General features: G+C 73.9%; 15 protein-coding genes. 7 read left to right on the forward strand and 8 right to left on the reverse strand.

Annotation, left to right across the window (positions count from 1 at the left end):
- Positions 1-52: 52 nt before the first annotated feature.
- Entirely contained in the window at positions 53-517 is a 465-nt protein-coding gene (locus HS99_RS23765) for a hypothetical protein (RefSeq protein ID WP_141763793.1), read from the forward strand.
- Between the two features lie 120 nt (positions 518-637).
- Complete coding sequence (locus HS99_RS23770) at positions 638-1,918, forward strand: alpha/beta hydrolase family protein (protein WP_030550609.1); 1,281 nt, start codon at positions 638-640, stop codon at positions 1,916-1,918.
- A 68-nt stretch (positions 1,919-1,986) separates the two neighbouring features.
- Here HS99_RS23770 and HS99_RS23775 read toward each other — a convergent pair whose 3' ends face one another.
- From HS99_RS23775 to HS99_RS23795, 5 genes are all read right to left on the reverse strand, one after another.
- The gene (locus HS99_RS23775) at positions 1,987-2,466 is read right to left on the reverse strand and encodes a ricin-type beta-trefoil lectin domain protein (protein ID WP_037828201.1); all 480 of its coding nucleotides are present in this window, start codon (positions 2,464-2,466) and stop codon (positions 1,987-1,989) included.
- Between the two features lie 198 nt (positions 2,467-2,664).
- Positions 2,665-3,597, reverse strand: coding sequence for an ATP-grasp domain-containing protein (locus tag HS99_RS23780; RefSeq protein ID WP_030550607.1), 933 nt, complete (start codon positions 3,595-3,597; stop codon positions 2,665-2,667).
- Positions 3,598-3,770: 173 nt separating this feature from the next.
- The gene (locus HS99_RS23785; RefSeq protein WP_030278668.1) at positions 3,771-4,415 is read right to left on the reverse strand and encodes a hypothetical protein; all 645 of its coding nucleotides are present in this window, start codon (positions 4,413-4,415) and stop codon (positions 3,771-3,773) included.
- Positions 4,412-5,050, reverse strand: coding sequence for an RNA polymerase sigma factor (locus tag HS99_RS23790; RefSeq protein WP_078938471.1), 639 nt, complete (start codon positions 5,048-5,050; stop codon positions 4,412-4,414). The genes HS99_RS23785 and HS99_RS23790 overlap by 4 nt, the downstream gene beginning before the upstream one ends.
- Before the next feature lie 84 nt (positions 5,051-5,134).
- Positions 5,135-5,548: a winged helix-turn-helix transcriptional regulator gene (locus HS99_RS23795; protein WP_030278663.1), complete on the reverse strand. Its 414-nt coding sequence runs from the start codon at positions 5,546-5,548 to the stop codon at positions 5,135-5,137.
- Between the two features lie 79 nt (positions 5,549-5,627).
- On the opposite strand from HS99_RS23795, the gene HS99_RS23800 reads away from it, so the two are divergent.
- Complete coding sequence (locus HS99_RS23800; protein ID WP_030278661.1) at positions 5,628-6,458, forward strand: NAD(P)H-binding protein; 831 nt, start codon at positions 5,628-5,630, stop codon at positions 6,456-6,458.
- Here the strand turns inward: HS99_RS23800 and HS99_RS23805 are convergent.
- Genes HS99_RS23805 through HS99_RS23815 form a run of 3 tightly spaced genes read right to left on the reverse strand, consistent with a single transcriptional unit; the run spans position 6,447 to position 8,961 of the window.
- Positions 6,447-7,418: an NADPH:quinone oxidoreductase family protein gene (locus HS99_RS23805; protein ID WP_030550603.1), complete on the reverse strand. Its 972-nt coding sequence runs from the start codon at positions 7,416-7,418 to the stop codon at positions 6,447-6,449. The two genes, HS99_RS23800 and HS99_RS23805, sit on opposite strands and share 12 nt — an antisense overlap.
- Positions 7,415-8,206 carry an SDR family NAD(P)-dependent oxidoreductase gene (locus tag HS99_RS23810; protein ID WP_030278657.1) on the reverse strand — a complete coding sequence of 264 codons (792 nt, stop codon included), beginning with the start codon at positions 8,204-8,206 and terminating at the stop codon, positions 7,415-7,417. The genes HS99_RS23805 and HS99_RS23810 overlap by 4 nt, the downstream gene beginning before the upstream one ends.
- On the reverse strand, positions 8,203-8,961 hold the full coding sequence (locus HS99_RS23815) for an SDR family oxidoreductase (protein ID WP_037828198.1): 759 nt from the start codon (positions 8,959-8,961) through the stop codon (positions 8,203-8,205). The genes HS99_RS23810 and HS99_RS23815 overlap by 4 nt, the downstream gene beginning before the upstream one ends.
- Before the next feature lie 193 nt (positions 8,962-9,154).
- Here HS99_RS23815 and HS99_RS23820 point away from each other — a divergent pair, with 193 nt between their 5' ends.
- From HS99_RS23820 to HS99_RS23835, 4 genes are all read left to right on the forward strand, one after another.
- Entirely contained in the window at positions 9,155-9,781 is a 627-nt protein-coding gene (locus tag HS99_RS23820) for a TetR/AcrR family transcriptional regulator (RefSeq protein WP_030550601.1), read from the forward strand.
- A 90-nt stretch (positions 9,782-9,871) separates the two neighbouring features.
- The gene (locus HS99_RS23825) at positions 9,872-10,501 is read left to right on the forward strand and encodes a maleylpyruvate isomerase N-terminal domain-containing protein (RefSeq protein ID WP_030278651.1); all 630 of its coding nucleotides are present in this window, start codon (positions 9,872-9,874) and stop codon (positions 10,499-10,501) included.
- A gap of 88 nt (positions 10,502-10,589) precedes the next feature.
- Positions 10,590-10,961: a hypothetical protein gene (locus HS99_RS23830; protein ID WP_030278648.1), complete on the forward strand. Its 372-nt coding sequence runs from the start codon at positions 10,590-10,592 to the stop codon at positions 10,959-10,961.
- Positions 10,962-11,330: 369 nt separating this feature from the next.
- On the forward strand, positions 11,331-11,630 hold the full coding sequence (locus tag HS99_RS23835; protein ID WP_043480473.1) for a hypothetical protein: 300 nt from the start codon (positions 11,331-11,333) through the stop codon (positions 11,628-11,630).
- Positions 11,631-11,710: the final 80 nt, after the last annotated feature.

The raw sequence follows: 11,710 nt of genomic DNA on the forward strand, positions 1-11,710 counted from the left end.
TGAGGCAGCCCTCGCGTTCGGTCCTCGGTGATCCCCTTCTACTCTGACGGGCATGACTGAGGCTCTGATGAACCGCTACCGACCGGCTGTGCAACCTCTGCTGGAGCCGGGCGAAGACCTGGTGGACGTCGCGAAGGTAATTCCGGCCGCCGGGGCGGAGGGGGTCGGGGACGGCGCCGGAGCGGCGATCGGCAACGCGCTGGCGCGGATCGGTGCGGTGACGGGGGAGTCGGGCAGCATCGCCCGCAGCTTCCCGAAGGCGGAGGGCGGGGTGGCGGCCAAGCTGCTGGTGGTGACCGACCGCCGGACCGCCTTCGTCACGGTCGGGCCGGACATCCGCAAGGTCGGCCGACTGCTGTGGCACGTCCCGCGCAGCGTGGTGGCGCGGGTGGAACGGCGCCCGCGACTCCAGGCCATGGCGAGGTTCCGGCTGTGCTTCGCGGACGGCTCCGCGGTCTCGATGTACACCATGCGGCGCCGCACCGTGGAGGCCCTGGCCGACCATCTCGGGCGGTAGCGCCCGCACGAGGGTCATACCCGAGTACCCAGGACGACTTGGCTCCTCGGTATGACGGATTCCGACCGCCCCGCCCGTAGCGTTCCCCTCGTCAACGGAACACGACGAGGAGGCAGTGGGATGGGCAGGCGGGGACGGGCCGTGGCGGCGGTACTGCTGGTGGCGTCGGCGGCGCTCGGGGTGGCGGGTGCGCCCGGGGCGGTGGCGGTGGCGGCGCCGGCGGACGGTGGCGGACGGCAGGCCGCGGCGTGGCTGCCGCAGCCGACCGGGCCGTACCCGATCGGGACCACCTCGCTGCACCTGACCGACGCCGGGCGGGAGGACCCCTGGCACCCCGGGCACGAGCGCGAGCTGATGATCAGCTTCTGGTACCCGACCGCCCGCCCGGCCGCCGGGCAGGAGCGGGCCCGCTACATGGCGCCCTCCGCCGGGGAGCACTTCGGCAGCGACACCGGCGCGGGAAAGCTCAACTACGGTCTGCAGCCCGGCAGTACGGACTGGTCCGGCATCCTCACCCACGCCCGGCAGGACGCGCCGGCCCGCCCCGGCGGATCGCGCCCGGTGGTGCTGTACTCGCCCGGGCTCGGCGACCCGCGCAGCTGGGGCACGGCCCTGGTCGAGGACCTCGCCTCGCGCGGCTACGTCGTCGTCACCATCGACCACACCTACGACGCCTCCGAAGTCGCCTTCCCCGGCGGGGACCTGGCCACCTCGGTGTTCCCCGCCATGATGGGGCAGCCCGGCCTGGACATCGGCGCCGTGCTGCGCAAGTCCATGGCCACCCGGGTCGACGACACCCGCTTCGTGCTGGACGAACTCGCCGGGCTGCGCCGCTTCTCCGGCCTGCCGACCGGCCTCGCCGCCTCGCTGGACCTCCACCGGATCGGCATGGTCGGCCACTCGGCGGGCGGTTTCACCGCCCTGCAGACCATGCACGACGACCCGCGGATCGCGGCCGGGATCAACATGGACGGTCAGATGCACTTCCCCGGCCCGGACGGGCAGACCGGCGTCTTCCTGCCGAGCGTCACCCAGGACGGCCTGGACCGCCCGTTCCTGCTGATGGGCACCAGGAGCAACGACTCCGGCAGCTACCACGGACAGCCCGGCTGGGACGCGCTGTGGCAGAACAGCACCGGCTGGCACGCCGACCTCACCCTGGAGGGCTCCCGGCACGGCTCCTACACCGATGCGGAGTCCCTGCTGCCCCAACTCGCCCGCCAGGGCGCGATCAGCCCCGAAGGGCTGGCCTCGGAGGTCGGGACCATCCGCCCCGACCGCGCCGAACTCGCCACCCGCTCCTACGTGGCGTCCTTCTTCGACCGCTGGCTGCGCGGCCACGACGACCACCTGCTGGACGGCCCCTCGGCACGCTTCCCGGAGATGACGTACGAGCGGTAGTCCCTTGCGCAGGACAGGGCCGTGCCCGGGGCCGACTGGAGTGGCCCCGGGCACGGCGGCGGGGTTCGTCAGGCGAGCGCCAGGCTGATCTGGTCGTCGAAGACCACCCAGTGCTGTCCGGGGTCGGCGGCGTTGCACGGCCTGGTGCCGACGCTCGGGCTCTGCCAGACGTTGGCGAGGCAGTGGGCCGGGGCGAAGGTGAGGGTGATCTGCTGGCCCGAGACGGTCCAGTACTGCCCCTGGTCATTGGGGTCGCACGGCTTCACCGAGACGGTCTGGGTACCCCAGGTGTTGGCGAGGCAGTAGCCCCGGGCGTTGCTGAGGGAGATCTGCTCGCCCGAGAGGGTCCAGTGCTGGCCGAGGTCGCTGGGGTAGCACGGCTTGGTGCCGATGTTCGGGGTGTTCCAGGTGTTGGCGAGGCAGTAGAGGCCGGGGGTGCGCGGGCTCGCCTGCGCGGTGTCGGCGGCGCCCGCCCCGACGGCCGGCAGGAAGGAGGCCGTCAGCGCCAGGGCCGCGACGGCGAGGGTCTTGCGGAGAGCAAACACCATGACGAGTCGGTTCCGTTCTCGCTGAAGGTCGTGCGGATCGCACACGACCGTGGTGGGCTTCAGCAGCTCGGGCTCGAGTGCGTGCCAATTTGAGCATCGCTCGTTGGCGAACTAGTAGAGTCGGCTTACGTATTCATGCGAACGGCTCATCATGGGTGGTCTGGTGTTCGAGGGTTGAATTTCGGTCGAAACCTTGCTTCAGGAGTGCAGGTGTGCTGCGACGTACGGGGCGGCGATCTGGTCCACGCCTAGGGTGCGGCCGAAGGCCGGGTGGACGTTGACCTCGAAGACCACGCCGCCGCTCTCGGCGGCGAGGTCGACGCCGGCCAGCGGGAGGCCCAGGGACTTGGTCGCGAGGATCGCCAACTCCGCTATACCAGGCGGTAGTTCGTCGATCTCCAGGGTGGTCGAGGAGGCGCCCTGGCACTCGTTGCAGGGGGCGTCCGGATCCGGCTGGACGTGCTCCACCGCGCGGACGGCCCGGCCGTCGAGGACGACCACCCGGTACTGGTGGCGCCGCCCGTCGGCGGTGAAGTTCCGGGCGTCCCGGGCGATCAGCCAGTCCTGCCCGAGGTCAGCGTAGTGCCGTGCTGCGGCAGCGAGTTGGGCGTGGTCGGTGACGTGGAAGACGTCGTTCCCGCCCATGCCGACGCACGGCCGGGCCCAGACGTCGCCGCCGAGTCGTGCGAAGGCCTCGGCGGCGGCCTCCGGCGTCGGCCGGGAGAGCGTGATCGTCGGCATGTGCGGTACGCCGTCGCGGGTGAAACGCTCGACCGTGCGGTCCTTCTCGGTCGCCGTGCGCCAGGCCTCGACGTCGGTGCCCAGCGAGCGGACGCCGGAGGCGCGCAGCAGCCGCTGGCAGTGGGCGAAGGCGGGGCGCCAGTGCGGCGGGATCTCGTAGACGACCACCGCGTCCGTCGTCACGACGCGCCCCTCGGCCTCCAGTCGGACGGTCCCGTCGCCCACCGCCTCGATCCGGCCGGTGCAGGCGGCGCTGCCCGTCATGAAGTGCCGGGCGTCCAGCTGGACTGGCTCGCGGCCGGTCAGCCGCCGGGCGGCGACGGCCATCGCCTCCCGGGTGCCTTCGGTCGAGCTGTGGTCGGTCAGAAGAACGAGATCCCGTCGGCTCATGGAGCCATGGAAACGGCGCGCACCCGGACGCGGCAAGGAGGCCTGGTGAGCCATCCGGGTGCGGCCGTGGCCTGAACCGGCCCGGCCCGGCCCGGCGTCGGTGGGCGGTGCGCACCGGCTTGCCGACGGTGCGTCCGACCCCGCCGAGCCGGGGCGGCCCCAGCTCAGGGTGTTCAGCCCACGCCGACCACGTTGGTCTGGGAGAGCGGGAAGCAGCTGGGAGTCTCCTTGGTCAGCGAGATGTCCAGGCTTCCGACCGTGGCCGGGTGGAGCGATCCCTCGGGGACGGTGTTGAGCAGAAGCAGGCTCTCACCGGGCGGGATGGCGGCCGGATGAAGGACGGCGATGCGGCCGTTGGCGGGGTCCAGCGACATCACCTCCTCCAGTCCGTTGCTATTGGTGGCCACCGAGGTGCGGCAGGACGCCGAGGGCTTCATGACCAGGGCCGGCACTCCCACGGAGCGCAGCGCCTCCTGGAGCCCGGACCATTCGGCGCCCATCAGCTGGAAGGAGACGGTGCCGTCCTTGTTGGGGGTCACCGTGTAGGAGGCGGTGCTGAGCCGCACAGCGGTGGCCGACGGTACGGGAGCCGACGGGCCCGAGGGAGCCGCAGGAGCCGCGGGGGTCGCGGGGGTGGCGCCGGTGTGCGGTACCAGGACGACCGCAGTGACGGCCGCGGCCAGCCCGAAGCCGGTCACCACCACCCTGCGGGTGTGGCGCGGCCGGACCCGGACCGGGGCGGCCGCGGCGGGCAGGTCGGCGGCACGGGCGGTGAGTTCGTCGGCGAGCTGCTGCCGGAAGTGGGCGGGCGTGGTCACGGGGCAACCTCCAGAAGGTTCACGGACGTGCCGGCGGTGTCGTGGGTCTCCGGGGTGCCCCGGGTGGCGGTGCTGTCGGTGCTGCCGGGTGTGCCGGTCGGCGGGGCGGCCTTCTGCAGCGCCTTGCGGGCCCGGTGCAGTCGCACTCGGGCGGTGGCGGCGGTGATGCCCAGCGCCTTGGCGGTCTCGCGGACGGCCAGCCCGTCGACGGTCACCAGGTCCAGCACCGCGCGCAGCGGCTCCGACAGGGCGGCGTGCCGCGCCGCCAGCGCCCGGGCCTCCCGGGCCGCGTCGATGCGTTCCTCGATCGCGGACACGTCCTGGTCGTCCAGCATCCGCTGGCCGGCGATCCTGGCCACCGCCCTGAACTCGCGGGCACTGCCGCGGAAGTGCGAGGCCACGACGTTGCGGGCGATGCCGTACAGCCAGGCGGCCGGCGTGCCGCGGCGGGCGTCGTAGTTGTCGGCCTGCTCCAGCGCCGTGAGGAAGATGTCGGCCGTCAGATCGGCCGCCAGGTGCACGCTGTCGGTGCGCCGGGTGACGAATCCGAGCACGGCGTCGAACTGTTGCTGGTAGAAGACGGCGAAGGCCGCCGGGTCACGCGAGGGTGGTGCTATCGGGTGCTCCGCTGACACGGGTGAACTCCTTGGAACGGCGAGCACTGCCTTACGCCACTACTTGGCTCGGGCCGTCCGGGGCGTTACACGGGCCGTGCCCGGTCAGCGGATCTCCGAGCCCGGGTTGGCCTCGTCCCACTCCCGGCGGGAGGTGACGATCGCGTCGTGGTGGGAGTAGGACCAGTCGACCATCGCCCGCACCAGGTGGGTGAGGCTGTGGCCGAGCGGGGTCAGCTCGTACTCCACCTGCGGGGGGACGGTCGGGTGGACGGTCCTGGAGACCAGGCCGTCGCGCTCCAGGCGGCGCACCGTCAGGGTCAGCATCCGCTGCGAGATCCCCGGCAGGGCGCGCTGCAGCTCGCGGAACCGCCGTACGCCCTGGGCGAGTTCGACGACGGCCAGGACCGACCAGCGGTCGCCGAGGCGGTTCAGCAGGTCGCGGATGCCGCAGTCGACGCCGTCGTCGCACCAGACCACCGGCCGGCGGGTGGTTACCGCGGTGTGCCCTACTGACATGGAAGTGCCTCCTTACGCCGGAGGCCCAGGCTACCGAGGATGGTCACGTCCTCAGCGACCAGCCGTCCGAAGGAGAAACATGCTGCTCGTCACCGGTGTCAACGGAGGGCTCGGCGCCCTCGTCCTGGAGCGCCTCGCCGGCCGTGCGGACGTCGTCGCCGGGAGCCGGACACCCGACCAGGTCCGGGCCGAACTGCCCGCCCGGCTGGTGGACTTCGACCGGCCGGAGACCCTGGCCGCGGCCTTTGGGGGCGTACGGACGCTGCTGCTGATCTCGGCGGGCGCCGCCGAGGACGACGTGGTGACCGCCCGGCACGGCGCGGCGATCGAGGCCGCAGAGAAGGCCGGCGTCGAGCACGTGGTCTATACCAGCCTGTCCGGCGACGGCGACCACCTGCCCTACGCGCTGGCGCACCGCTGGACCGAGCGGCGGCTGCGCGAGTCCGGCACCCTGCGCTGGACGGTGCTGCGCAACGGCCTCTACGCGGAGCTGCTGGCCGGGATCGCCGCTCCCGGCCCGGACGGGGTGATCACCGCGCCGCTGGGCACCGGTCGGCTGGCGGCGGTGGCCCGGGCCGACCTCGCCGAGGTGGCGGTGAACGTCGCCCTGGCACCCGCGCGGCACGCCGGCCGGACGTACGAGCTGGTGGGGGAGCGGGCGGTGGGCGGCGCGGAGGTGGCCGAGGTGCTGGGCGCCGAGTACCGCCCGGGCCGGCTCACCGACGCCCGGGCGTCGGTGGCAGCCTCGGACGCCCTCGACTTCCAGGTGCCGATGGTGCTGGGCACCTACTCGGCGATCGCCCACGGCTTCCTGGCCGGGCCGGGCGGGCCGGGCGATCTGGCGGCCCTGCTCGGCCGCCCGCCCCGCCCGGCCCTGGAGGTCATCGCCGGGGCGGCGTCAGTCGGCTAGCACCGCGATCCGGCCCGTGCTGCGCCCGTCGGCGACCAGCTGGACGGCCTCGGCCGCCCCGGCCAGCGGCACCCGGGCGCTGACCAGCGGCCGGACCACGCCCTGCTCGGCGAGCTTGGTCAGCTCGTCGTGGGCGGCCCGGACGGCGCGCGGGTCGTGGGTGTTGTAGAGGCCCCAGTGCAGGCCGAGGATCGCGTAGTTCTTCACCAGGGCGTGGTTGAGCGCGGGCGCCGGGATCTGCCCGGCGGCGAAGCCCACCACCACGATCCGGCCCTCGAAGGCCACGCACCTGGTGGAGCCGGTGTAGGCGTCACCGCCGACCGGGTCGAAGACCACGTCGGCGCCGCGCCCGCCGGTGAACTCCTTGACGGCGGCGACGAAGTCCCCGGCCGTCCGGTCGACCACCAGGTCGGCAGCGAGGGCACGGGCCGTCTCCGCCTTGGCCGGGCCGCCGACCACGGCGACCACCCGGGCCCCGGCGGCCCGGCCGAGCTGGACGGCCGCGCTGCCGACCCCGCCCGCCGCCGCGTGCACCAGCAGGGTCTCCCCGGCCCGCAGCCGGGCCCGGCGGTGCAGGGCGAACCAGGCCGTCTGGTAGCCGATGTGCAGCGCCGCCGCCTCGGCGTCGTCCAGCGCTTCGGGCGCCGGGAACGCGGCCGCGGCGTCCAGCAGCGCGTACTCGGCGAAGGCGCCGTGCGGCAGCACCGGGTTGCCGATCAGCCGCTCGCCCCGCCGGGCGCCGTCCGCGACCTCGCCGCACAGCTCCACCCCGGGGGTGAACGGCAGCGGCGGACGGACCTGGTACTGCCCGCGCACCATCAGCGCGTCCGGGAAGTTCACCGCCGCGGCCCGGACCCGCACCAGCAGCTGCCCCGGGCCGGGCACCGGCCGTGCCACGTCGTCGGCCAGCCGCATCACCGCGGCCGGCTCGCCGAGCTCACCCACCTGCCAGGCCCTCACAGCACCTCGCTCCTCTCCAGTCCCTGCTGGAGCCGGTTCATCCCGGCGATCCAGCGGTCCGGGTCGGTGGCCCGGACGCGGTAGTACTCGGCGGTCTCGGGGTGCGGCAGGATCAGGAAGCGGTCCTCCCGCAGCGCGTCGAGCGCCGCTCCGGCGACGACCTCCGGCTCCAGCGCGGTCGGCGCGAGCAGCGCCTCGCCGACCGCGCCGGTGGAGGCCAGCATGTCGGTGCGCACGCCCTGCGGGCACAGCGCGTGCACCTTGACGCCCCGGTGTTGGTAGGTGGCGGACAGCCACTCGGCGAAGGCGAGTGCGCCGTGCTTGCTGACGGCGTACGGCGCCGAGCCGAGCATGGTGAGCAGCCCGGCGGCGGAGACGGTGGCCAGGAAGCGGCCCTGGCCGCGCTCGAGCCAGTGGGGGAGCAGCAGTTCGGCGGCCCGGACGTGGGCCAGCACGTTGACCTCCCAGGCGCTCGCCCAGGCCGTGGCGGGCGCGTCGGCGCCGCCGACCGGGGCGACGCCCGCGTTGGCGCACCACACGTCGATCTCGCCGAGTTCCGCGCGGGCCCGGCCGACCAGGGCGGCCAGACCGGTGGCGGAGGCGGCGTCCCCGGGCAGTGCGACGCCGCCGCAGTCCTCGGCGACCGCGCGGGCGGCCCCGGCGTCCAGGTCGTTGACCACCACCCGGGCGCCGGACGCGGCGAAGGCCCGGGCCAGCGCGGCGCCGATGCCCCGGCCGGCGCCGGTCACCACCACGCCCTGGCCCTCGAAGGCGCCGTGCTCGCTCACAGGCCACCGCCGAGGGTGACTCCGCCGTCCACCACCAGGGTCTGGCCGGTGATCCAGTCGGCCGCCGGGGAGAGCAGGAAGGCGACCGCCCCGGCGATGTCCTCCGGGACGCCGAGCCGGCCCAGCGGGTAGGCCTTGGCGACCTTCTCCTCGCGGCCCTCGTACAGCGCCTCGGCGAACTTGGTCTTCACCACGGCCGGGGCGACGGCGTTGACCCGGATGCCCTGCGGGCCCAGCTCGGCGCCGAGTTCGGTGGTGAGCCGTATCAGCGCGGCCTTGCTGACGCCGTACATGCCGATCCCGAGGGAGGCGCGGATGCCGGCGATCGAGGCGACGTTGACGACCGAGCCGCCGTGCTCGCCCATCCAGGCGGCGTGTGCCCGGCGGGTCCAGGCCAGCGGGCCGAGCACGTTGACGGCCATGATCTTGGCGGCGGCGGCCTCCTCGGTCTCCAGGACCGGCCCGTACACCGGGTTGATGCCGGTGTTGTTGACCAGGTGGTCGAGCCGGCCGAAGGCCTCCAGGGTGCGGGCGACGGCCTCCTCCTGGTGGGCCGGGTCGTCGGCCTTGCCCGCGACGGCGATCGCGTTCTCCGGACCGCCGAGGTCGCGGACGGCCTCGGCGAGCGGCTCGGCGTTGCGGGCGGTGAGGCAGACCTTGGCGCCGCGCCCGACCAGTTCGCGCGCGATGCCGAGGCCGATGCCGCGGCTCGATCCGGTCACGACGGCCACCCGGCCCTTGAAGGAGTGCACCACGGAGGGTCCTGCCTTTCCCGCGAGGGTCTTGAGTTCGAGACTGCCGACCGGGTCGGCGTGGGCTGACCGGGCGGCTGGACTGACTAAGCGCTTGCTCAGCATGGTGTCGGTGCGGCAGCCTGTCAACAGTCCGCCGGACCACGACGGACGGCCGACGGGAAAGCCCGTACGAATCCTCTGGGAGGATGGCGCCATGACCAGCACGCCGATCGCCGACCTCTGGCCGACCCTGCCCGGCGCCGACACCCGCCCCGAGGCGGCGTACCGGCTGCTCCAGGCGGCCGTCGAGTCGTTCGCGGAGCGCGGCTTCCACGCCACCACCACCCGGGACATCGCCACCGCGGCCGGAATGAGCCCCGCCGCGCTGTACATCCACTACCAGTCCAAGGCCGCCCTGCTCGCCGAGATCAGCCAGGCCGGGCACACCGCCACGCTCGCGCTGGTGCGGGCGGCGGCGGCCGGGGACGGCGGCCCGGCGCAGCGGATGCGTCGGATGGTCGAGCAGTTCACCGCCTGGCACGCCCGGGCCCGTACCGTCGGCCGGGTGGTCAACTACGAGCTGCACGCGCTGCCCGAGGACGCCTACGCCGTCGTCGCGGCGCTGCGCCTGGACATCGAGCGCGAGGTCAGCGCGCTGATCGAGGCAGGCGCGGCGGCCGGGGAGTTCGAGGTCGCGGAGGTGCGCACGGCTGCCCGCGCAGTGACCTCGCTGGGCATCGACGTCTCCCGCTGGTACACCGAGCGCTCCTCCGAGACGCCGGAGGAACTCGGCCGCCGTTACGGCGACTTGGTGCTGCGGATGCTCGGCGCCCGGGTCTGACCTCCGGCGTGCGGAGGGGGTGCGGGAGGCTCGGTCGGTGAGGACGGGTAGCGTGGTGGCTCCGGTGGACTTTGGTTCGAGGAGGTACTGATGGCCGATCAGAACGACCGTGTGAGCGAGCTGTTGGCCGAGGTCTGGATGTCCTGGGCGGAGCGCGGCGCGACCCTGAGCGCGGAGGACTGGGACCGGCCCACCCGGCTGTCCGAATGGACCGTCCGGGACCTCTACGCGCACGTGGCACCGGCGCCGGGGCAGTTCTCCGAGCTGCGCGAGGCCGTGGTCGAGGGCCCGGCCGGGCTGACCGGCGGGGCGGAGATCCTGCGGGTGTTCAACCAGCCGGGCGGGCTGGCCCACACCGCCGCCGGGCAGATCGCCGAGATGGCCAAGGAGGCCGCCAAGGCGACCGAACCCGCCGTGCTGATCGCCCGGTTCGGCACCGAGGGCCCGGCCGCCCTGGCCGCGATCGCGGACCTCGCGCCCGACACCGTGGTGGCGCACCAGCTGCTCGGGAAGGTGACGGTGGGGGCGCTCGGCGAGTTGGCGCTGATGGAGGCCACCGTCCACCTGCTCGACCTGATCGCCGCCGTCGGCGGACCGGCGCCCGTGGAGGGGGCGCTGCACTTCACCCGCGGACTGCTGGCCGAGGCCGCGGACCCGGTGGCCTTCATCGAGGCGGCGGCGGGGCGCGGTTCGGAGCCGGTGCTGCCGATCATCCGCTGAGGCCTGGGGGCGGGAGCTCCCGGTCAACCGTCTGAGCTGGTCAGTCGTATGATCTGCACCAGACAGAACGGGATGGGTGGGGGCGTCGATGGACTCGTTGTGGAACCTGTGGTGGCTGGTGCCCGCCGTCCTCTACGGGGGCGGATCGATCGCCAACCGGGTGCGGCGGGACGTGAAGGAGCGGCACGAGCGCAAGCTCGAACTGCTCGAGGCCCAGCACCAGCAGCGCCTGGCCCTGGACGCGGCCAACCGGCCGCCCGAGCCGGTCTGCGGCTGCACCCACCACCTGGCCAAGCACGACAAGCAGGGCCGCTGCCACGAGGTGGTCGAGACGCCCACCGCCTGGGACGCCGACCGCCGCCCGGTGCGCTACGAGCCCGGGCAGTGCAACTGCCAGCAGTACGTGGGGCCGGAGCCGCTGGGCACGGTGTACGCCCCGGAGCTGATCGACCCGCGCTGAGCCGTACCCCGCGTCGAGGAGCGGCCGCCGCACCCCGGAGTGCGGCGGCCGCTCCGTCGTGAGCGGCGACGGTGGAACGCTGCCGACGGCTGACCGAACCAGTCGCGTTCCACTGCGCGACGCTGGACAGGCGCAGCGGGCGGTCCTGCCACCAGTCCTCGACGGCGAGGGAGGTGACGGACATGATGCCGCGTCCATCCGTCCTCGGGCCGTGAAGTGCCCGCTCCGACGGGGCTCGGTTGTTTCGCCCGGACGGAGCGGGTACGCGCGGAGTGAAGGCGGGTCGGCGGCCTCCTGGCGGGGCCGTCCCGATCCCGAGCGCCCCGGCCCGTGAGCGGGTACCGGCGGCTACGCACCGAGGTGAGCGTCATGAGCAGCGAACGACCGGACGACGACCGTAGGGACCGGCAGGACCCAGACCAGAAGGAGCAGGAATCGCCCGTCGGCCCGGGAGGGGTGGGCGGATCCAGCGGCGCGGAGGCGCAGCCGCGCGAGCGCACCGTCCCCGGCACCGCATCCGCACGGGAGGGCTACCAGCCCGACCACGGCACGGGTTCCGGCTCCCCGTTGGAAGGCGTCGAGATCGACCCGGACGAGCAGCAGGAGATCCACCCCTCCGACGACGAGGACCAACCCGACGCTGGCCCGGTCCGGCGCAGCCCGTCCTGAACAGGTCCCGACCGGAGGAGGCCGGCCCGCCCGGATGAGCGGCAGCGCCCCGCGGACTCCCTCCGGGCGGGCCGGCCGGC

The sequence above is a fragment of the Kitasatospora aureofaciens genome (assembly GCF_001188955.3).
GTDB lineage: Bacteria > Actinomycetota > Actinomycetes > Streptomycetales > Streptomycetaceae > Kitasatospora > Kitasatospora aureofaciens.

Coding starts and splice junctions, on each gene's coding strand:
- HS99_RS23765 (WP_141763793.1), top strand. CDS start 53: ATGACTGAGGCTCTGATGAACCGCTACCGACCGGCTGTGCAACCTCTG.
- HS99_RS23770 (WP_030550609.1), top strand. CDS start 638: ATGGGCAGGCGGGGACGGGCCGTGGCGGCGGTACTGCTGGTGGCGTCG.
- HS99_RS23775 (WP_037828201.1), bottom strand. CDS start 2,466: ATGGTGTTTGCTCTCCGCAAGACCCTCGCCGTCGCGGCCCTGGCGCTG.
- HS99_RS23780 (WP_030550607.1), bottom strand. CDS start 3,597: ATGAGCCGACGGGATCTCGTTCTTCTGACCGACCACAGCTCGACCGAA.
- HS99_RS23795 (WP_030278663.1), bottom strand. CDS start 5,548: ATGTCAGTAGGGCACACCGCGGTAACCACCCGCCGGCCGGTGGTCTGG.
- HS99_RS23800 (WP_030278661.1), top strand. CDS start 5,628: ATGCTGCTCGTCACCGGTGTCAACGGAGGGCTCGGCGCCCTCGTCCTG.
- HS99_RS23820 (WP_030550601.1), top strand. CDS start 9,155: ATGACCAGCACGCCGATCGCCGACCTCTGGCCGACCCTGCCCGGCGCC.
- HS99_RS23825 (WP_030278651.1), top strand. CDS start 9,872: ATGGCCGATCAGAACGACCGTGTGAGCGAGCTGTTGGCCGAGGTCTGG.
- HS99_RS23830 (WP_030278648.1), top strand. CDS start 10,590: ATGGACTCGTTGTGGAACCTGTGGTGGCTGGTGCCCGCCGTCCTCTAC.
- HS99_RS23835 (WP_043480473.1), top strand. CDS start 11,331: ATGAGCAGCGAACGACCGGACGACGACCGTAGGGACCGGCAGGACCCA.